Consider the following 18,581-nt stretch of genomic DNA (forward strand, 5'->3'; position numbering starts at 1 on the left):
CCTTGGCTCTAGACGCTCACGCCGCGGAGGCCGCTAGTCGCCGGTGCGCGCGAACTTCGCGTCGACGTCCGTGCTGCCGCAGTTGGTCCCCGCGGAATTCGTCACGTCCTCGTGGCCGTGCCCGGTGAGCAACGCGATCGGGTCCTGGGCAGGTTGTGGCATCGGGAAATGCGCGACGATCCGCACGTGCGCAGTGCCGCCCCTGGAACAGCGGCCGTCGAACTCGCGGTCGTAGATCCACTCCCCTGCGCCGAACACCAACGCCATGGCGGACGCCGGGGGTGCGTGGAAGAAGCTCATGCACCGATCGCCGGTGCGCAGGCAGTCCGTGCGGACGACATAGTCCTGCTGGCCTTTGAATCCGGTTGGCGTGACATCGGATTCGTGGTAGTGGCCGTGCAGCGCTTCGGCCGGTGACGCCACCCGCGGCGGCAGCGCGTTCGGGTCGGCCACGCTGCTGAGGTCGACGTCTCCGGTGCGGGTGAAGGTCACATTGCGTTTGTTGGCGCAGCCCTTGGCCATGATCTCGGTGGCCTCCCCCGCGAGCGTGCCGTCGGGACGGGGTTGCAGCGTGAACGTTTCCCAAATCTCGCCTTCGGCGTTGCCACCGCCGCACGTGCTCGTGCCGGCGGTGACGGCCCGCCACGTTCCGTCGACCTGATCGAACACGATCGTCGGCACCTGCATGGTCTCGCCGGTCAGGCGCGTCGCGGTCGCCACGCAACCGGTTGGGCGGCACGCCGAACTAACGGCCCAGGTTTCGCCCGACGGCGCGGCGCCCGGGGGTGGCATGCCTTCGATGCTGGTGATCCGGGCGAAGTCGGCCCGGTAGACGCCCGTGAAGGGGCCCGTGTTGGGCGGCGGCGCCTTGGGACCGGGGCTGGCCGTGGGTGCCGCCGTGTTCGCCGGCTTGTTGGACTGGGTGAGCTTCTGGGAGGCGAAGACTCCGCCGGCGATCAGCAGCGCGACGCCTGCCAGGGCGGGGATCAGTACCGCCGGCCTTCGGCTCCAACGTTTCCAGGTTGCCGGCTTCGGCCGCAGCGGGACGGTCGGCGCGGCCACGCCGAACGAGGGTTGGGTGATTTCGCTGTCCGGGCGGGCCGGGATCTCGCCGGCGTAGGCGAAGCTCGGCAGCGGCTGCCCGCCGAGGTGGGCGGCGAACTCCCGGCAGCTGGCGAACCGGCCGGACGGCTCCTTGGCCATCGCGGTGGCGAACACCGGATCGAGCAGGGCCAACTCCGGTCGCTGCGCACCGATCGACGGCGGCGGGGCGTTGACGTGCTGGCTGATCACCACGGCGGGATTGGAGTCGACATACGGCTGCGCGCCGGTCAGCAGGTGAAATGCGGTGCAGGCCAAGGCGTATTGGTCCGCGCGCCCGTCGATCGACTCGCCCTTGAGCTGCTCGGGCGCCGCGTAGGCCGCCGTGCCGACCGTCATGTTGGTCGCGGTCAGGCCGGTCGCGTCCTCGATGCGCCGGGCGATCCCGAAGTCGGCCAGAAACACCCGTCGCTCCTGGCCGTCGGGTTCGGCCAGCAGGATGTTGGCCGGCTTGACGTCGCGGTGCAGCAGGCCGCGATGGTGCGCGTAATCCAGCGCCTCGGCGACCGCGGTGATGATCGGCACCACCTGGTCGAGGGGCATTCCGCCGGGGTAGCTTCCGCGTAACAGCCGGCCCGCATCGGTGCCGGGCACGTAGGCCATCGAAATCCAGAAATGGCCGTCCTCTTCGCCGCGGTCGTGCACCCGCACGATGTGCGGATGCGACAAGCCCGCCGCCAGGTCGGCCTCGCGCACGAACCGGGCGCGAAACTCCGCGTCGGCGGTCAGGTCGGGCGGCAGCACTTTGAGCGCGTCCTCGCGCGGCAGTCGCGGGTGCGCCGCCAAATAGACCTGGCCCATGCCGCCCGAACCCAGCAGCCGCAGGATCGTATACCCGGCGAATACCTGGCCAACTTCGAGCGACATGGCCGAATCGTAAGTCTTGTCTTCGCGGCTTTGCGGCACTTTGTGTCCCTTTCCGGTCTGCTACGGGGGCAAGGCCCGTCAGCGGAAAGGTTGCGGCACAGCACTTGGCAAAGGTTGGCGAGTTTCTTGCGAAATTCTTGCGCTCGCGTCGCGCGTGGATCGTCGGGCGTGGGGGCCGCGGATCACCGCCGCTGGCGCGGCCGGCCCCCACGCCCGACGATGTCTATCACAGGATGTAAAGCATCTCCTGGTAGGTGGGAAGCGGCCACAGGTCGTCGGCGACAACGCTTTCCAGCGTGTCGGCCGCCGTACGCACCGCCGCCATCGCGGGCAGCAGTTCTTTCTGGGCGTGCGTGGCCTCGGCCAGCGCCGTCTCCGCCGAGTGGTCGGACAGCGCCGACTTCAGCTTCGCCAGGCCCTCTTGCAGCTCGGCGATCGGGGTCGAAACCGCTTCCAGCGCAACCGTGCTCGCTTCGACGCCGGCCTTCTTCAGCGTCGCGACGTTCTGGGCCAGCTCGGTCTGGTAGCGGATGGCGGCCGGCAGGATCACGGTCGTACCGAGTTCCAGCGCCAGTTTCGCCTCGACCGCGATGGTCAGGGCGTACTGCTCCAACCGGACCTCATAGCGGCTGTGCAGCTCGCGCTCGTTGAACACCCCGTACTTCTCGAAGAGTTCAACCGACTCCGGCTTGATCAGCTCCGGAATGGCGTCCAGCGACGTCTTGAGATTCGGCAGACCGCGCGCGGCCGCCTCGATCTGCCATTTCTCCGAATAACCATCGCCGTTGTACACGACCGCACCGTGCTCGGTGATGATATCGGTGAGCAGCCGCTGAACGGCATGGTCGAAGTCCTCGCCGTCGGCGACGGCCTTCTCCAGCACTGTCGCCATGTAGTCGAGCGAGTCGGCCATGATCGTGTTGAGGACGATCAGCGGCACGGCGACCGTCTGCCCGGAGCCTGGCGCACGGAACTCGAACCGGTTGCCGGTGAACGCGAACGGACTGGTCCGGTTACGGTCCCCTGGGTCCGTCGGCAGCGGTGGGAGCGTGTCGACACCAATGATCATGGTGCCCTTGCCCTTTGACGACGTGGCCGCGCCCTTGGCGATCTGCTCGAACACGTCGGCGAGCTGTTCGCCCAGGAAGATCGAGATGATCGCGGGCGGCGCCTCGTTGGCGCCCAGGCGGTGGTCATTGGTGGCCGATGCGACCGACACCCGCAGCAGCCCGGAGAACTTGTGCACGGCGCGGATCACAGCGGCGCAGAACACCAGGAACTGTGCGTTCTCGTGCGGGGTGTCGCCCGGGACCAGCAGCGAGCCCAGCTCGGAGTTTCCCATCGAGAAGTTGACGTGCTTGCCCGACCCGTTGACGCCGGCGAACGGCTTCTCGTGGAACAGGCACTCCATGCCGTGCTTCTTGGCGATCGTCTTGAAGATCGTCATCAGCAGCTGCTGGTGGTCGGAGGCGATGTTGGCCCGCTCGAACATCGGCGCGATCTCGAACTGGCCGGGGGCCACCTCGTTGTGCCGGGTCTTGGCCGGGATGCCGAGCTTGAACAGCTCCCGCTCGGTGTCCATCATGAAGCCCAACACCCGCTCCGGCACCGCGCCGAAGTAGTGGTCGTCGAACTCCTGGCCCTTGGGCGGCTTGGCGCCGAACAGGGTGCGCCCGGCGTTGACGAGGTCCGGGCGCGCCAGGAAGAAGTGCCGGTCGACCAGGAAGTACTCCTGCTCCGGGCCGCAGAACGAGACGACGTGGTTGAGGTCCTTGTGGCCGAACAGCTTCAGGACACGCTCGGCGTGTTTGCCCATCGCCTGCTGACTGCGCAGCAGCGGCGTCTTGTAGTCCAAGGCCTCGCCGGTCATCGAGACGAACACCGTCGGGATGCACAGCGTGTTGCCGTTCGGGTTCTCCAGGATGTAGGCGGGGCTGGTGACGTCCCAGCCGGTGTAGCCGCGCGCCTCGAACGTGCTGCGCAGGCCGCCCGACGGGAAGCTCGACGCGTCCGGCTCACCCTGGATGAGGGTCTTGCCGGCGAACTCGGCCAGCGTCTGGCCGTCGGAGATGGGTTCCAGGAAGCTGTCATGCTTCTCGGCGGTGAGCCCGGTCATCGGGTAGAAGACGTGCGCGTAGTGGGTGGCACCCTTTTCCAGCGCCCAGTCCTTCATCGCCACGGCGACCGTGTCCGCCACCGCGGGGTCGAGCTTGGTGCCCTTCTCGATGGTCGCGACGATGGACTTGAACACCGACTTGGGCAGACGGGCCTGCATCTCGGCCTTGGTGAAGACGTTCGAGCCGAATACCGCGCCGGGCTCTTCGCCATCCACGAAGCTGACCGCCGGGGGGACATATGCCTCTACGTTGTTGATCGCCTGTAGGCGAACCGCGTTTCCGCTCAATTGAGTTCCTATCGCTGAGGGGGGCCCACGATTTCCGGTGCCGGACAGTGGACCGCCCCACAGTAGGAACGTTCCATGCCAATTTTGTTACGCACGTGTCAACGGCGGGTCCGCAATGGTTTCGATCGTGAGACGCGGACGGCGGCGCGGGTTAGCGCCGCAGGTGCATGCGAAATGGCCGTCGCCGGCCGGACGGAGGGCCCTGCAGGCGCGCGATCCGCAGGGTGCCGACGATCAGCACCGCCGCCAACGGCAATTCCACCAGCCCGGCGATGAGCGCCGACACAACGAGGTCGCCGCCTTCGGCGGTCAGCACGTCGAACCAGGTGTCGCAGACGAGCAGCACCCCCGTCGCGAACGCGAACAGCGTCAGCAATTGGTGGTGGAGGAAGCCGAGCACGGCGGTGCGACCATGAAAGCCAGCAATAAGATATAGAAGCCGACCCAGGTCGCGTGCCAATGCTGGGCGGTGTAGTCCTGCGGCAAGGTCAGCGCGAGATAGACGGTCCAGGGGATCAACGTGATTGCCGCGCACAACGCCAGCCATGCGCGGATCCGGCGGATCTGGACCACCCGCCGCGATCGCATCACCCGGGAATCATCGCGTGAACGGTCCCCGCGCTTCTATGTGGCGTGGATCTCCTCGCGCGTCGTCGCGTCGCGCGTGTATTCGCGGCTTTGACTGTGAACCAGCGGTTTTCAGCGTGCGCCCAGGGCGGCATATCGGCGATTTTCCCGCCACCGGCTCACACGCAACGCCCACAGTTCACACCCGGCGCGGGCGCCCCGCTAGGGCAGTCTCGGTGCGGCGGCTATCCCTCGCGCTCGGCGTCGGCCACCGTCAGCGGCAGGGCCAGTTCCTCCAGCGGGCGCCGTTCGGCCGCGACGCCAAGCCACAGCTCGACCAGGCCCGCGATCGCCATTACGGCCGCGCCGATGAGGAACGACCAGGCCACCTGGCCGCGCTGTCCGGAATCGATCAGCTGACCGAACAACAACGGGCCGCTGATGCCGCCGATCGCCGTTCCCACCGCGTAGAAGAACGCGATCGCCAGCGCCCGGGTCTCCATCGGAAAGATCTCGCTCACCGTCAAGTACGCCGCGCTGGCGCCCGCCGACGCCAGGAAGAACGCCACCGCCAGGATCGCGATGAACGTCCAGGCGCCGCCGGTCTGGGTGACGAACACGACCGCGAGGACGACGGCCACCACGGCGGAGCCGATGTAGGTCGCCGTGATCATCGGTTTGCGGCCGATGGTGTCGAACAGGTGCCCCAGCGCCAGGGGCCCGATGAAATTGCTTGCCGCCCAGAGGATGAAGAACACCGGCACCTTGCCGGACGGGACGCCGTAGAAGCCGCTCAACAGCGTGCCCAGGTTGAACGTGACGCCGTTGTACAGGAAAGCCTGCCCGATGAACAGCGCAAGCCCCAGCACTGCGCGACGCGGATACATCGTGAAAGCCACCCTCGCGATTTCCCGGAACGAAATCGTCTCGCGCTGACGAACTTTGAGGGGCCGGCCCGCCGGTTCGGGCAGCGGTTTGTCGCTCCCCCGCCGCACCTCGCCTTCGATCTCGCCGACCACCCGCTCGGCCTCCTCCGCGCGACCGTGGATGAACAACCAGCGCGGACTCTCGGGAACGTTGCGCCGGACCAGCAGGACGAAGATGCCGAAGATGGCGCCGACGCCGAAGGCCAGCCGCCAGCCGATGTTCGGCGCGAAGTTCGACGTGTCCAGCAGGACCAGGGCCCCGGCCGCGCCGGCGGCCGAGCCCAGCCAGTAGGTCCCGTTGATCACCAGGTCCACCCGACCGCGCACCCGGGCGGGGATCAATTCGTCGATCGCCGAATTGATCGCGGCGTATTCGCCGCCTATGCCCGCGCCGGTGAAGAAGCGGGCGATGAAGAAATACCAAGGCGCGAAGGCGAACGCGGTCGCCACGGTGGCGGTCAGATACACCACGAGCGTGAGGATGAACAGGTTGCGCCGCCCGAACCGGTCGGTCAGGTGACCGAACACGAGCGCGCCCAGGCAGGCCCCGGCGATGTAGAACGCCGCCGCCACACCGATCTGCGCGGGGTTGAGGCCGATGCCGCTGCCTTTCTCGGTGAGGCGAGACGACACGTTGCCCACCATGGTGACCTCGAGGCCGTCGAGGATCCAGACGCCGCCAAGTCCGATGACGACGCGCCAGTGAAACCGCGACCAGGGCAGCCGGTCCAGCCGCGCCGGGATATGGGTGGTGATGGTGCCGGTTTGCACGCCTGCGCTCATATGACTCCTATCCGGGTGAGCAGAGAACTACCCAAACAAGGCGTATCGAAAGCTCAGTCCCGGTCAGAGCGCGACTCCTCGGGAGTCCACGCCGGTGGCTGGCCCGGTTGACCGGGGAACAGGTAGTCGATGAATGCCGCGGCCGTGGGTTGGGGTTCGTGGTTGGCGAGCCCCGGTCGCTCGTTGGCTTCGATGAACGCATAGTCGGCCCCGGTGACGTCGGGCACCAGCAGGTCGATGCCAGTCACCGGGATGCCGATCGCCTCGGCCGCCGCGACCGCGACGCGGCACAGTTCCGGGTTCACCTGGGCGGTGACATCGTGGATCGTGCCGCCCTGATGCAGGTTGGCGGTGCGCCGCACGCGCAGCCGATTCCCTTGCGGCAGTACGTCGTCCAGCTGCCAGCCGGCCTCGGCCACGGTCGCCTCGGTGATGTCGTCGATCGGGATCTTGGACTCGCCCCCGGTGGCCGCCGAGCGGCGGCGGCTCTCGGCCGCGATCAGGTCCCGCACGGTGTGGTCCCCCGTGCCGATGATCTCGGGCGGCCTGCGCAGCGCGGCGGCGACGACCCGGCCGTTGATCACCACCAGGCGGAGGTCGTCACCGTCGACGCGTTCCTCGATGAGGACCTCCGGGTAGTGCTGGCGCGCCCGCGCCACCGCCGCGGCGAGCTCGTCGGGACCCTTCTCGGCCGGCACACCCACGGTGATCCCCTTGCCCTGCTCCCCGCGGGTGGGTTTCACGACGACCTCGCCGACCTCCTGCAGGAAGGCGAAGTCGCCGTCGTCGAAGGTGGCCAGGCGCGCGCGCGGCACGGTGATGCCCGCCTCCGAGACCAGCCGCCGCGTCAAACGTTTGTCGTCGCAACGGCACATCGCGACCGCCGAGGTGAACTCGGACAGCGATTCGCGGGTGATCACGCTGCGACCGCCGTGGGTGAGCCGCATCTCGCCGGTCTCGGCGTCCAGGACCTCGACCCAGATTCCGCGGCGCATCGCCTCGTCGGCGATGATCCGCGCGTAGGGGTTGAGGTCCTCGACCGTCTCCGGGGGCGCGGTGAACAGCGGTTCGTTGATCGCGTTCTTCCGCTTGATGGCCAGCACCGGTACGCGGACGAAGCCGAGCTTCTCGTAAAGGCCGATGGCCGCGGCGTTGTCGTGCGCCACCGACAGGTCCATGTAGGCCCGGCCCGCGCGCCGGAAGTGATCGGCCACCGCCCGGGTCAGGGCCTCACCCACCCCGGGAAGCGCCGCGGCGGGATCGACGGCCAGCGTCCACAGGCTCGAGCCCTCCTCGGGATCGGAGAAGAGCAACTCGTGGTCGACGCCGGTCACGGTGCCCACCACGGCACCGTCGTCGTCACGCACGGCGAGCAGGTAGGTGACCGCATCCTGGTGCAGGTGGTTGTCCCAGATCGTGTCGATCGGTGCGGGCACCATGCCGCACCGCACGAACACCCGGTTCATCGCGTCGGCGTCGTCCGGGCCGTTCAGGGTGCGCACCGTCATGCCGACCGGCGACGGCGCTAGCCGTTCCTCGTCCGGGTGGCCCGTGAAGCGCAGCCGGTAGGTGTGGCTGGGGTCGATGAAAAGTTCGGTCGGCGCCCCGGCGACCACCACGTGGGACTCGCGCGCGTAGATGCAGATGTCGCGCCGCCCGGCGACCTCGCGGCGCAGGGTCTCGGCCAGGGTCTCCGCGTCCGCGAAGGTCTGGCCGAAAATCAGTCGGCCCCAACCCATTTCGAGTTCGACGTCCTTGGCCATCGCGTCGACCAGCTCCGGCGGCGAGGCGTCGTGCAGGCCCATGGTGATGGCCTCGGTGTGATCCTCGGCGTGATCGTGCGAGTGATCCTCGGAGGGGTCGACGGCGGTCATGCGGCCGGGCCCGTCACGCCATGACGCTGCAACCACAGCTCGAGGAGGGCGATCTGCCAAAGCTCGTTGCCGCGCAGCGGGGTGAGCTTGCCGTTCGGGTCGGCCAGCAGGGCGTCGACCGCTTCGGAGTTGAACAGCCCGCGCTCCTTGGCGACCGGCGCGTAGAGGGCGTCGCGAACCATGTCCAGGTAGGGCCCTTCGAGGTGAGTCAACGCGGGGACCGGGAAGTAGCCCTTGGGCCGGTCGATGACCTCCGACGGGATCACCCGTCGCGCAGCCTGTTTGAGGACACCCTTGCCGTCGTGGGCGATCTTGAGCTCCGGGGGGCAGGTCGCCGCCAGCTCGACCAGCTCGTGATCGAGGAACGGAACCCGGCCCTCCAATCCCCAGGCCATGGTCATGTTGTCCACCCGTTTCACCGGGTCGTCCACCAGCATCACGGTCGTGTCCAACCGCAGCGCGCGGTCGATGCCGGTTTCGGCGCCGGCGTGCGCGAAGTGTTCGGCGACGAAGCGCTGGCTGGGGTCGCCCGGCGCGAGGTTGCCCGACCCCAGCAGGCCCGCCAGCTCGGCCGAATCGCGGTCGAAGAAGGCGCCGCGGTACTCGGCGACCGCCCCGTCCAGCGTCGCGGCCGCCGGCGAACCCATCGGCGGGTACCAGTGGTAGCCCGCGAACACCTCGTCGGCGCCCTGACCCGACTGCACCACCTTCACGTGGCGCGCGACCTCCTGGCTCAGCAGGTAGAACGCGACGCAATCGTGGCTGACCATCGGCTCGCTCATGGCGGCGATCGCCCCGTCCAGCGCGGGCAGCATCCGGTCGGTCCCGATGCGGATCTGGTGGTGGTCGGTTTCGAAGCGGCGGGCGATGATGTCCGACCAGCGGAACTCGTCGCCCTCGACGCCGCCCGCCGACTCGAAGCCGATCGAGAACGTCGACAGCCCGTGCTGGCCCGCCTCGGCGAGCAGACCGACGATGAGGCTGGAGTCGACCCCGCCGGACAGCAGGCACCCGACGGGGACGTCGGCCACCAGGCGGCGCTCGACCGCGACCCGCAGCGTGGACAGCACCGCGTCCTCCCAGTCGCGTTCCGACCACTCCGATCGGTCGGCGCGCCTGGTGAAGTCCGGCGCCCAGTAGGTGGTGGTGCTGCGCCGGCCGTCGGGCTCGATGGCAAGCAGCGAGGCGGGAGGGATTTTGCGCACGCCGCGCAGAATCGTCAGCGGCGGCGGCACCACCGAGTGGAACGTCATGTAGTGGTGCAGCGCAACGGGATCGATCCGGGTGTCCAGGCCGCCGCCGGCCAGCAGCGCGGGAAGCGTCGACGCGAACCGGATCCGGTGACCGTCCTCGGTCAGGTACAGCGGTTTGATGCCGAGCCGGTCCCGGCCGAGCACCACCCGCCCGCTGTCGCGTTCGACGATGACGAAGGCGAACATCCCGTACAGGTGGCTGACGAAGTCGTCGCCCCAGCGGTGGTAGGCCTTGAGCAGAACCTCGGTGTCGCTGTGCGAGAAGAACCGGTAGCCGTGGTCAGCGAGCTCGCGCCGAAGTTCCTTGTAGTTGTAGATGCAGCCGTTCCAGGCGACCGCCAGGCCGAGCTCCGAGTCGACCATCGGCTGGGCGCCGGCTTCGGTCAGGTCGATGATTTTGAGGCGGCGATGACCCAGGGCGACCCGGCCCTGTGACCAGGCCCCCGCCGCGTCCGGCCCCCTGGGCGCCATGACGGCAGCCATGGCTGACACCGCCGCTAGGTCGGGAACCCGGCCGTCGAGTCGAACCTCACCGGTGAGTCCACACACTTCTTTGACCCTACCGCGAGCCGTACCGACGCGCGCGGCCCGGGCCCGACCGTAGGTAGCCGACACCGAGCCCGATACCGCGATCTCATTTCCTGGATCGGCCCGGACGGCCTATCGTTTCCTGGACCGCAGTTTGCTGGGAGGCTGATGTGGACGGGCCACGCTGATGCTGGTCGACTACTACCTGCGGATCCTGCACATGGATCGGCGGTTGCCGCTCAACTTCGACATCGGTCCGCTGCACGTGCACCTGTACGCGCGGTCGGTGTTCTTCCTGTGGGTCACCGTGGTGATCCTGGTGATCGCCGGCGTCGTGGTGCTGGCGTCGCGCCGGCGTGAGCTGATCCGGCGGTGGACGACGTGGGTGATGATCGCGCCGGTGGTCGGCATCCCGATCTGGATAGGGCGGGGCACCACCGCGACGCTGGCGGCCGCGCTGGCCGTGGTCGCGGTATTCGAGTACGCGCGCCTGGTGAAACTCGGCAAGGTCGACACGTACCTGCTGCTGGCGCTGGCCGTGCTGTATCCGCTTGCGGCATGGCTGCATCCGCCGCTGCTGCGGCTCGCGCCGATCATCGTGCTGGCGTGCGCGCTGCCCTCGGTGTTCAGCGGCGACGTCGAACACGGGAGCAGGCGGACCACCTTCACCGCGTTCGGTTCGGTGTGGATCTGTTGGTCCCTGGCGCACCTGGTGACGTTGTGGTCCGACGCCTATCTCGTGTGCTTCGCGGCGGCCGCCACCGACGTCGCGGCCTGGTGCGGAGGGAAGGGGCTGCGTTACTTCCGGTGGGCGCGAAAGCCGTTGTCCCCGTTGAGCCCCAACAAGACGGTCGGCGGGTTGGTCGGCGCGGTGGTGGGCGCCTTCCTGGTCCTGACCCTGCTGGGCACGATGACCCTCGGCCTGCTGGTGGCGGTGGCGTTCGGCGGGGTGCTCGGCGACCTCGTCGAATCGATGGTGAAGCGGCAGGCCCAGGTCAAGGACGCGGGCACCTGGCTGCCGGGCTTCGGCGGCCTGCTCGACCGGATCGACTCGCTGTTGCTCGTCCTCCCGCTGGCCTATCTCCTCGGCTGACCGGCCGCGTCACGCGGCGTGCAGCAGCCCGAGCGGCTGGGGCGAGAAGCCGTCCCGCAAGCCGATGACCTGCTCCCGCAGCTGCGCCGCGGACGTGAGCGCCGGGTCGACGGGCTCCCCGATGCGGACCTGCATCGGCGCGTGGGAGATGAAGCTCGCGCCCTTGGGCAGCACCTCCGCGGTGCCCAACACCGCGACCGGGACGATCGGCACGCCGCAGTCGCGCGCCAACCGGACAGCGCCGGAACGGAATTCGGCGATGTTCCCGTCCGTCGACCGGGTGCCCTCGGGGTAGATGACGACGGTGCGTCCGGCCTTCAGCGCCGGTCGGGCCGCGGCCAGCAGCTGGGCGTAGGTGTCCTTGCCGGACCGCCGCACGGGCAGGATGCCGATCAGCGAGGACGCCACGAACCGGCGCACCGGCACGTCGAACCAGTAGTCGGCCGCCGCGGCGAACACCGGCTGGGCGCCGGCGGGCAGCGCGGCCAGCAGCACCGCGGTGTCGGCGTGCGAGGAGTGGTTGGCCACCACCACACAGCCGCCCGGCACGCGCCAGCGGCCGGTGACGGTCAGCCCGCCGGACACGGCGCACACCGCCCGCCACAGCCGGTGTCGCAGCACGCTGCTGATCCGGGTCGCGGTCATGATGCCAGCACCGCCAATTCCTGCGTGGCCTGCGCGGCCGGGCCGTCCTGGCGCCTGGCCGCCAGCTCGCGGTGGGCGGCCCGCAGCCGCAGCACGGTGGTGATCAGCGAGCCGTTCACCAGCTGGGTCGACACCACCGGCAGGATGACCGGGAAGGCGGTGGCCAGGAAAACGAACAGGCAGCGCTCGGTCTTGCCGAGCGGGCCACCGTTGCGGCGCGGCGCGCCGGCGGCGGCTCCGGCCAGCGAGGCGAAAGTGGGCAGCGTCGCGGCCAGCGCGGCCACCAGCACCATGATCACCGGCCAGGACAGCCAGTGCAGGCCCGGGCCGCGCTGCCGCGCCGCCCACACCGCGAGGCCCGCGAAGGTCAACAGGTCCGAGGCGCGATCGCCGATCTCGTTGACGACGAATCCCCACGGCCGGCTCACGCCGCGAGCGCGGGCGACCGCGCCGTCGAGGTTGGCCCCGGCCAGCCGCAGCGCCAGGAACACGGCCGTCAGGGGCCACCATCCCAGCGCGACCGTCACTCCGGCCACGCCCGCCGCCAGCACGCCGGCGAGGGTGAAGACGTCCGGTGAGATGTTCCGGCGCACCGCGATGTTCACGATCGGGGTCAAGCGGCGGGTGTACCACGGCTTCAGCGCGTAGAGGCCCTGCCACTTCCGCGGGGCCTTGGTTGCCGCGGGCACCGGGGTGGCGGCGGGGGCGACGACCCTGATCCGGGGGAGTGTCGACGTCTCGGTGACCGCGAGCGCGCGCGATCCCGACGCGTAGCAGCCGCGGTGGGCGATGCGGGGCTCGCTCACCGGGGTCAGCGTGCTGATGCCGCGCGTGCGCTGTGTCGGCGCGTTGTCGAGGTCGGTGCTCACCGGGGTTTCCTCTCGGGTTTGGTGGTCTGTAGTTGTGTGCAAGTTGACCCGTACCGGGCCGCTACCGGTCCCAAGATCTCCGACCGGGCCCGGTGGGCCGCTCGCATTGGTAAGAGCCACCGCTCCCCCACGGTCGGACACTTTTCTCGCGAACTTTTCGTGCGGGCCGGTGGCCGTGACCGGCAGCCCATACGTTGCTCCCGGGCGCTTGCCGCTTCGTCGCGAAGTTCTTGCGGAATTCTTGCGGCCGCTCGGCGAGAGGGATGTGCAGATTTCGGTTACCGTTCAACCAAGTCGTTCTTGACTTGGAGCCGATTCACCCGTTTCGAGGGAGGCCATGACCGGCACGAGCGCGTGGTCGACGGCCTGCGGAGTCCTACTGTCCGCGGTCGCGCTGCTCGGCGCGGCGCCCGCATCGGCGGAGCCGATCGACGACGCGTTCGTCGCGGCCCTCGCGAAAAACGGGATCGCCATGTCCGACCGGGGCACCGCCGTTTCGATGGGTCACACGGTGTGCGCCGCATTCGATAAGGGCGAGCCGTCGACCGCGGCGGCGATACGGATAGTGAAGGACACCGATCTCAACCCGAAGCAAGCCGGCTACTTCGTCGGACTTTCCGTGGCCGCCTACTGCCCGCAATACCGGGGAAAGACCGACAACTCGATGAACTGGATGGTCCCGTTCCCGCCGATGATGTGAACCCGACTTCGCGTCAGAGGACTTTCTGCTATCGCCCTGAAGTGCGGCCGCGTTATTTTTGACTGGACGCAAATTCGCCCGCATAAATGAGGAACCGTGGCCCGCGCGAGGGTAGGTCTTGGGACGTGGTCGACATTCATCGCGGCCCTGCTGGTGATGAAGCTGATGAAGGACGCGAATCTCTCGGCCAGGCAGGCCGGCTTCTTCCTGGGGCTGTCGTCGTCCGCGTACTGCCCGCAATACCGGACGACCACCGGGTAAGGCGCGCGCCGGTCACGCGGACCCGCAGGTCCGCCCGGTCTTCCGTCACCTCGCTGGAAACCGGCGGCACCCGGGTGGCGCGCACGTAGACGTTGTCGCCCTCAATCCCTAGCGGCCCCGGATACCGCTGTCGACGACCTTCACCGGCTTGTGCGGATAGCGGCGTTCGGCGTGCGCCTTCGCCCGCGAGTTCGGCAGCACGTACAAGGTTTCCTTCTTGTCCTGAAGCGGTTTCAGCACCAAGTCCATGAAACCCTTTCGGTTCTCGAGGTAGGGCTCGATGACCTCCTCCCCCGCCGGGCACACCGCCAGGCAGTAGGCGGCCTTGTAGTTCGGCTTGAACGACAGGCTCTGCCACATCGACGCGTTCTCCGAATCGCTGACCCGCGAACGGAAGTCGGCCGCGTCCGCGCTGTCCGCGATGGTCTGCACCCAGTCGGTGAACCCGCCCATGAACTCTCGGTAGTTGTGCACCGAGCAAGAGATGAAGTCGAAATCGCCGTCCTTGCCGATCGCGCCGACCGGACACGCCGCCACGCACAACTTGCACTCGAGGCACGGGCTGTAATCCAGCGGCTCGCCGTAGCTGCTGATCGGCGCGTCCACCAAGATCGTGCCGAGCAGGATGAAGTTGCCGAACCTGGGGTGAATCACGTTGCGGTGGATCCCCATAACGCCAAGGCCCGCGGCGACGGCGACGGGCTTGTGCGCCACCACCCAGATGCGGCCGGGGAAGTTGTCCATCTCCATCGGGAACGTCGCCGACGGGTTCAGGGCCCGATAACCGGCGTCCTGCAGCCGGCGCACGATGCGGTGTGCCGCCTCGTTGAGGACTTCGCCACTGCGGTGGAACTCCTGGTTCGCGACGCTGCGGGCCGTCGAGCGGACGTTGTCGCGGTTCATCTTGACCACCAGCGAGATGTAGCTTCTGACTCCCGGCAGCGCTGCCTGGACATGCTCGACCTCTGATGCCAGGTCGGGGTTGCCCACGCCGGCGAATGCGACGTCGTCGGCGCCGGCGGCCAGGCACAGCTCGCGCAGCCAGTCGGCGTCGAGCACGCCGGGGCGCCGCTTCTGGCGGAAGCTCACCTTCTTCACGGTGGGGTGGTCGGCCAGCTTCGCGGGGAGTCTTTCGGGCATGCTCGGTATAGTACACAATACTCAGATATGACGCGCCGTAGGGCCGCGGACGCGTCGTTAACGGTGTTTGACTTCGCCGTGAAGCCCATGCGAATCTGGCGCGGTGATCGAGTTGAGTGAACAGACGATCATCGCCCAGGTGGCCGATCGGTTGACCAGCAAGTATTCGACCATCCCGGCCGAAACCGTGACCGCGGTCGTGCGGGGCGTTCATGCCCGATTCGAGGGCAGGCCGGTGCGCGACTACGTCCCCCTTCTGGTCGAGCGGTTCGCGGCCCAGGAACTCGCGCTGCTCCTGCTGACCGGCCGCCGACCGCTCTGGAAGCCGGCGATCGACCAGGCCATCGCCGTTTGATCAGACGGGCTCGCCCCGCCGCGGCCCGCTTTGCACGCCGAACAACATTCGGCGGCTGATCGCCCGCCAATCGGTTGTTTGAGTATCCGTCCCGCTCTCGCTGAACCCGACCCGGTCGTGCAGCCGGGCCAACCATTCGGGCGCCCACCAGTTGGCCCGGCCGAGTACGTGCATGACCGCGGGCACCAGCAGCATCCGCACCAGCGTCGCGTCGACGAGCACCGCGACCGTGAGCCCGAACCCGAACAGCCGCATGAGCGACACCTGCGCGGCCATCAGCGCCACGAAGGAGATCGCCATGATCAGCGCCGCGGCGGTGATCACCCGGCCGGTGTGGGCCACGCCGAGCGCGATGCTCCGGTCGTTCGCGCCCCAGCCCCGGTGTGAGGCGAGCCAATACTCGCGGATCCGCGCGATCAGGAAGACCTCGTAGTCCATGGAAAGCCCAAAAGCTATGCAGAACAACAACACCGGCAGGTCGACCCCGATAGTGCCGGTCGCCGCGGTGCCGAGCCCGCCGAGGTGCCCCTGCTGAAACACCCACACCACCGCGCCGAATGCCGCGGCCAGCGACAGGGTGTTCGTCACCAGCGCCTCGAAGGGCATCACCGCGCTCCCGGTCAGCAGGAAGACCAGCACCAGCGTGATCACGGCGATGATGGTGAGCACCAGCGGCAGGTGCGTCGTGATCGCGTGCACGGTGTCGCGATTGCTCTGCGCGGCGCCTGCGAGCTGCACCGGCCGCCCCGACGGGGGCGCGACGGCGTGCAACCGGTCCAGCTGCGCGTTGGAGGCGGCGGAATACAGCGGCGCCGTGGTGCCCACGGTCATGAAGGCGGCACCGTCCGTGACGGCGCACGGCCCCGTCGGCGGCCCCGCCAACCGGCCGCCGACGAACGTGCCGCTCGGCGCGGACACGGACGACACGTCCGGAACCCGCGACAGCGCGGCGGCGTAGGCGTCGAGGTCGGCCGGGCCGAGTCCGGTCGCGTTCGGGAGCACGACGGTGACGTCGGGGACACCGCTGCCCGGGAAGCTGGCTCGTAACTGGTCGCCGACCTGGCGCGCCGACGCCGAGGTGGGCAGGACCCGGTCGTCGACGACGCCCCACCGCACGTCGCGGAAGGGCGAGCCCAGCAGCAACAGCAGCGCGACGATGGCGATCACGATCGGCGCCGCGTGGCGTGTGACGCACCTCGTCCATCGATACCAAATGCGCCGCTCGGCCGGAGCCGGCTCGAGCGCGGGCCGCCGCAGGATCCGTCGCGCGAGTCGGCGTGCGTCCAGGGAATCGAGCCGCTCGCCCAGCAGCGCGATCGCCGCCGGCGTCACGACGACCGCGGCGGCCACCGCGAACGCGACCACCGCGACCCCCGCGTAGGCGAACGATTTCAGGAAGTATTGCGGGAACAGCACCATCGTGGCCATCGACAGCGCCACCGTCAGCGCCGAGAACAACACCGTGCGGCCGGCCGTCGCCATGGTGCGGATCAGCGCGGCGTCGCGAGTTTGGCCGTCTGCCAACTCATCCCGAAAGCGGCTCAGGATCAGCAGCGTGTAGTCGATGGCCAGCGCGGCGCCCATCGCGACGGTCAGGTTCAGCGCGAAGATCGACACGTTGGCGAACAGCGAGACCGCGCGCAGCGACGCCATCGCACCGAGGATCGCGAACCCGCCGACGGCCACCGGCAGCGCAGCCGCGAACAACCCCCCGAAGATCCAGACCAGGACCACGAAACTCAGCGGCAGTGCCAGCGATTCCATGACCAAGAGGTCGTCCCGGGTTTGCTCGTCCACCTCCCAGGTGGCGGTTGCCTCGCCGCCGAAGCGCACCGTGACGCCGTCGCGGTCGTGGGCGAGTTCGTGCGATAGGCGCTCGGCGTTTTTCTGGGCGTTGGCCTCGCCGCCGGAGATCGCGGCCACGATGAGGCCCGTCTTGCCGTCCTTGCTGACGAACGCGGGCGCCGCGGCCGGCGGCGCGGTCCACGCGGATTGCACCTGCCCCACGTGGGGCGAATTCTGTAGCCGCCGAACGAGATCGGTGCCGACCGCCGTGGCCCGGGGGCCCCGCGCGCCGCCGTCGGAGGTCACCGTGATCAGCATGACCATGTCGCCCTGGCCGAACTTCTGGGAGAGCAATGCCGACGACCGCGACGATTCCGAATCGGGATCGAACCACCCGCCGGGCAGGAGGGACTTGCTCACCGGGATGCCGAAGATCGCGGTGGCGATCATGACGAAGACGGCCACGGCGATGACGCGGCGCGGCGCGGCGATGGCGAGACCGGTAATTCTCGACAGCACGTTATTGGGGCGCCGGTTCGTGCTCGATGAGCTCGCGATGGACGGGCATGCGCAACATTTCAGCACGGGCGCCCGTCGATTCGATGAGATGCGCGGACCGGGCGCGTCATCGAGTTGTTCAAAGAATTGCCACGCACGCCCCGGACGGCGCTAAGCTGCTGTTCGTGCGCAAAGGCGTGTTAGCCATCGGCCGAAGCCGCTGGTTGGCGTTGGCGGCCTCGCTGGTGGTCTCGGCCGCCATCATCTACGCCCAGGGCACCAAGCCCATCTACGCCCAGGGCGCCAAGCCGCCCGGCAATCCGGCCGCGGCCCAGGCGGCCGCGCCGTCCGTGCCGCCGATCGCCGCGGCCGCCCCCGGCCCGGTCGCCGCGCCGCCGCCGGCGGGTCCGGCGCCGCAGATCGCCAGCCCCGCGGAGGTGGAAAAGCTGGCCGCGGGCGCGCCCGCCGCCGCCCAGCAATTCCTGTTCCCGTTGTCTCCCGGCGTCGCGTCGGAGCAGCGGTTGCAGGTCAAGACCATCTGGGCGGCCCGCGCCATCAGCGTGCTGTTCCCGGAGATCGCCACCATCTACGGCTATCGCGAGGATCCCCTGCCGTGGCACCCCAACGGGCTCGCGATCGACGTGATGATCCCCAACCACGCCAGCCCGGAAGGCATCCAGCTCGGCAACGAAATCGCCGGGTACGCCCTGGCGAACGCGAAACGGTGGGGAATCAACCACGTGATCTGGCGCCAGAAGATCTACCCGGGCGTAGGCGCGCCGAGCTGGATGTCGAACCTGGGCAACGAAACGCTGAACCACTACGACCACGTCCACATCGCCACCAACGGCGGCGGCTACCCGACCGGTCACGAGACGTACTTCATCGGGTCCATGACGCCCGCGCCGTCCGAGTGATCAACGGCGCCTTCG

At 68.8% G+C, this 18,581-nt stretch carries 16 protein-coding genes; 5 read left to right on the top strand and 11 right to left on the bottom strand.

Going from position 1 to position 18,581, the window contains the following annotated elements:
- Nucleotides 1–33: 33 nt before the first annotated feature.
- The 7 genes from AC5Y5E_RS27550 to AC5Y5E_RS27580 form a co-directional block, all read right to left on the bottom strand.
- On the bottom strand, nt 34–1,968 hold the full coding sequence (locus AC5Y5E_RS27550) for a serine/threonine-protein kinase (RefSeq protein ID WP_499906700.1): 1,935 nt from the start codon (nt 1,966–1,968) through the stop codon (nt 34–36).
- Nucleotides 1,969–2,194: 226 nt separating this feature from the next.
- Nucleotides 2,195–4,372, bottom strand: coding sequence for a glutamine synthetase III family protein (locus tag AC5Y5E_RS27555; protein WP_499906702.1), 2,178 nt, complete (start codon nt 4,370–4,372; stop codon nt 2,195–2,197).
- Nucleotides 4,373–4,523: 151 nt separating this feature from the next.
- Nucleotides 4,524–4,772: a hypothetical protein gene (locus tag AC5Y5E_RS27560; protein ID WP_499906704.1), complete on the bottom strand. Its 249-nt coding sequence runs from the start codon at nt 4,770–4,772 to the stop codon at nt 4,524–4,526.
- Nucleotides 4,742–4,945, bottom strand: a complete 204-nt coding sequence (locus AC5Y5E_RS27565; protein ID WP_499906706.1) for a hypothetical protein — start codon at nt 4,943–4,945, stop codon at nt 4,742–4,744. The genes AC5Y5E_RS27560 and AC5Y5E_RS27565 overlap by 31 nt, the downstream gene beginning before the upstream one ends.
- 239 nt (nt 4,946–5,184) lie before the next feature.
- Nucleotides 5,185–6,648 (bottom strand): MFS transporter, encoded by a 1,464-nt coding sequence (locus AC5Y5E_RS27570; RefSeq protein ID WP_499906708.1) that lies wholly within the window; start codon nt 6,646–6,648, stop codon nt 5,185–5,187.
- Between the two features lie 53 nt (nt 6,649–6,701).
- Nucleotides 6,702–8,522: an N-acetylglutaminylglutamine synthetase gene (ngg, locus tag AC5Y5E_RS27575; RefSeq protein ID WP_499906709.1), complete on the bottom strand. Its 1,821-nt coding sequence runs from the start codon at nt 8,520–8,522 to the stop codon at nt 6,702–6,704.
- Complete coding sequence (locus AC5Y5E_RS27580) at nt 8,519–10,324, bottom strand: N-acetylglutaminylglutamine amidotransferase (RefSeq protein ID WP_499906711.1); 1,806 nt, start codon at nt 10,322–10,324, stop codon at nt 8,519–8,521. The genes ngg and AC5Y5E_RS27580 overlap by 4 nt, the downstream gene beginning before the upstream one ends.
- A 166-nt stretch (nt 10,325–10,490) precedes the next feature.
- On the opposite strand from AC5Y5E_RS27580, the gene AC5Y5E_RS27585 reads away from it, so the two are divergent.
- On the top strand, nt 10,491–11,396 hold the full coding sequence (locus AC5Y5E_RS27585; protein WP_499906712.1) for a phosphatidate cytidylyltransferase: 906 nt from the start codon (nt 10,491–10,493) through the stop codon (nt 11,394–11,396).
- A 9-nt stretch (nt 11,397–11,405) separates the two neighbouring features.
- On the opposite strand, the gene AC5Y5E_RS27590 is transcribed toward AC5Y5E_RS27585, so the two are convergent.
- Entirely contained in the window at nt 11,406–12,041 is a 636-nt protein-coding gene (locus tag AC5Y5E_RS27590) for a lysophospholipid acyltransferase family protein (RefSeq protein WP_499906714.1), read from the bottom strand.
- Nucleotides 12,038–12,910 (bottom strand): CDP-alcohol phosphatidyltransferase family protein, encoded by an 873-nt coding sequence (locus AC5Y5E_RS27595; RefSeq protein ID WP_499906716.1) that lies wholly within the window; start codon nt 12,908–12,910, stop codon nt 12,038–12,040. Before AC5Y5E_RS27595 ends, AC5Y5E_RS27590 begins: the two co-directional genes overlap by 4 nt.
- A gap of 337 nt (nt 12,911–13,247) precedes the next feature.
- Here AC5Y5E_RS27595 and AC5Y5E_RS27600 point away from each other — a divergent pair, with 337 nt between their 5' ends.
- Together AC5Y5E_RS27600 and AC5Y5E_RS27605 are read left to right on the top strand one after the other, a co-directional pair.
- A complete protein-coding gene (locus AC5Y5E_RS27600) occupies nt 13,248–13,610 on the top strand; it encodes a DUF732 domain-containing protein (RefSeq protein WP_499906718.1) in 363 nt (120 codons plus the stop codon).
- A gap of 96 nt (nt 13,611–13,706) precedes the next feature.
- Nucleotides 13,707–13,871: a DUF732 domain-containing protein gene (locus tag AC5Y5E_RS27605; protein ID WP_499906720.1), complete on the top strand. Its 165-nt coding sequence runs from the start codon at nt 13,707–13,709 to the stop codon at nt 13,869–13,871.
- 108 nt (nt 13,872–13,979) lie between these two features.
- Here AC5Y5E_RS27605 and AC5Y5E_RS27610 read toward each other — a convergent pair whose 3' ends face one another.
- On the bottom strand, nt 13,980–15,011 hold the full coding sequence (locus tag AC5Y5E_RS27610; RefSeq protein WP_499906722.1) for an epoxyqueuosine reductase: 1,032 nt from the start codon (nt 15,009–15,011) through the stop codon (nt 13,980–13,982).
- Nucleotides 15,012–15,114: 103 nt separating this feature from the next.
- Between AC5Y5E_RS27610 and AC5Y5E_RS27615 the strand changes: the two genes are divergently transcribed.
- Nucleotides 15,115–15,366: a three-helix bundle dimerization domain-containing protein gene (locus AC5Y5E_RS27615; protein ID WP_499906724.1), complete on the top strand. Its 252-nt coding sequence runs from the start codon at nt 15,115–15,117 to the stop codon at nt 15,364–15,366.
- Here AC5Y5E_RS27615 and AC5Y5E_RS27620 read toward each other — a convergent pair whose 3' ends face one another.
- The gene (locus tag AC5Y5E_RS27620; RefSeq protein ID WP_499906726.1) at nt 15,367–17,670 is read right to left on the bottom strand and encodes an MMPL family transporter; all 2,304 of its coding nucleotides are present in this window, start codon (nt 17,668–17,670) and stop codon (nt 15,367–15,369) included.
- Nucleotides 17,671–17,834: 164 nt separating this feature from the next.
- Between AC5Y5E_RS27620 and AC5Y5E_RS27625 the strand changes: the two genes are divergently transcribed.
- Nucleotides 17,835–18,566: a VldE C-terminal domain-containing protein gene (locus tag AC5Y5E_RS27625; protein ID WP_499906728.1), complete on the top strand. Its 732-nt coding sequence runs from the start codon at nt 17,835–17,837 to the stop codon at nt 18,564–18,566.
- Nucleotides 18,567–18,581 lie beyond the last annotated feature (15 nt).

This window comes from Mycobacterium sp. NGS54, assembly GCF_059812465.1.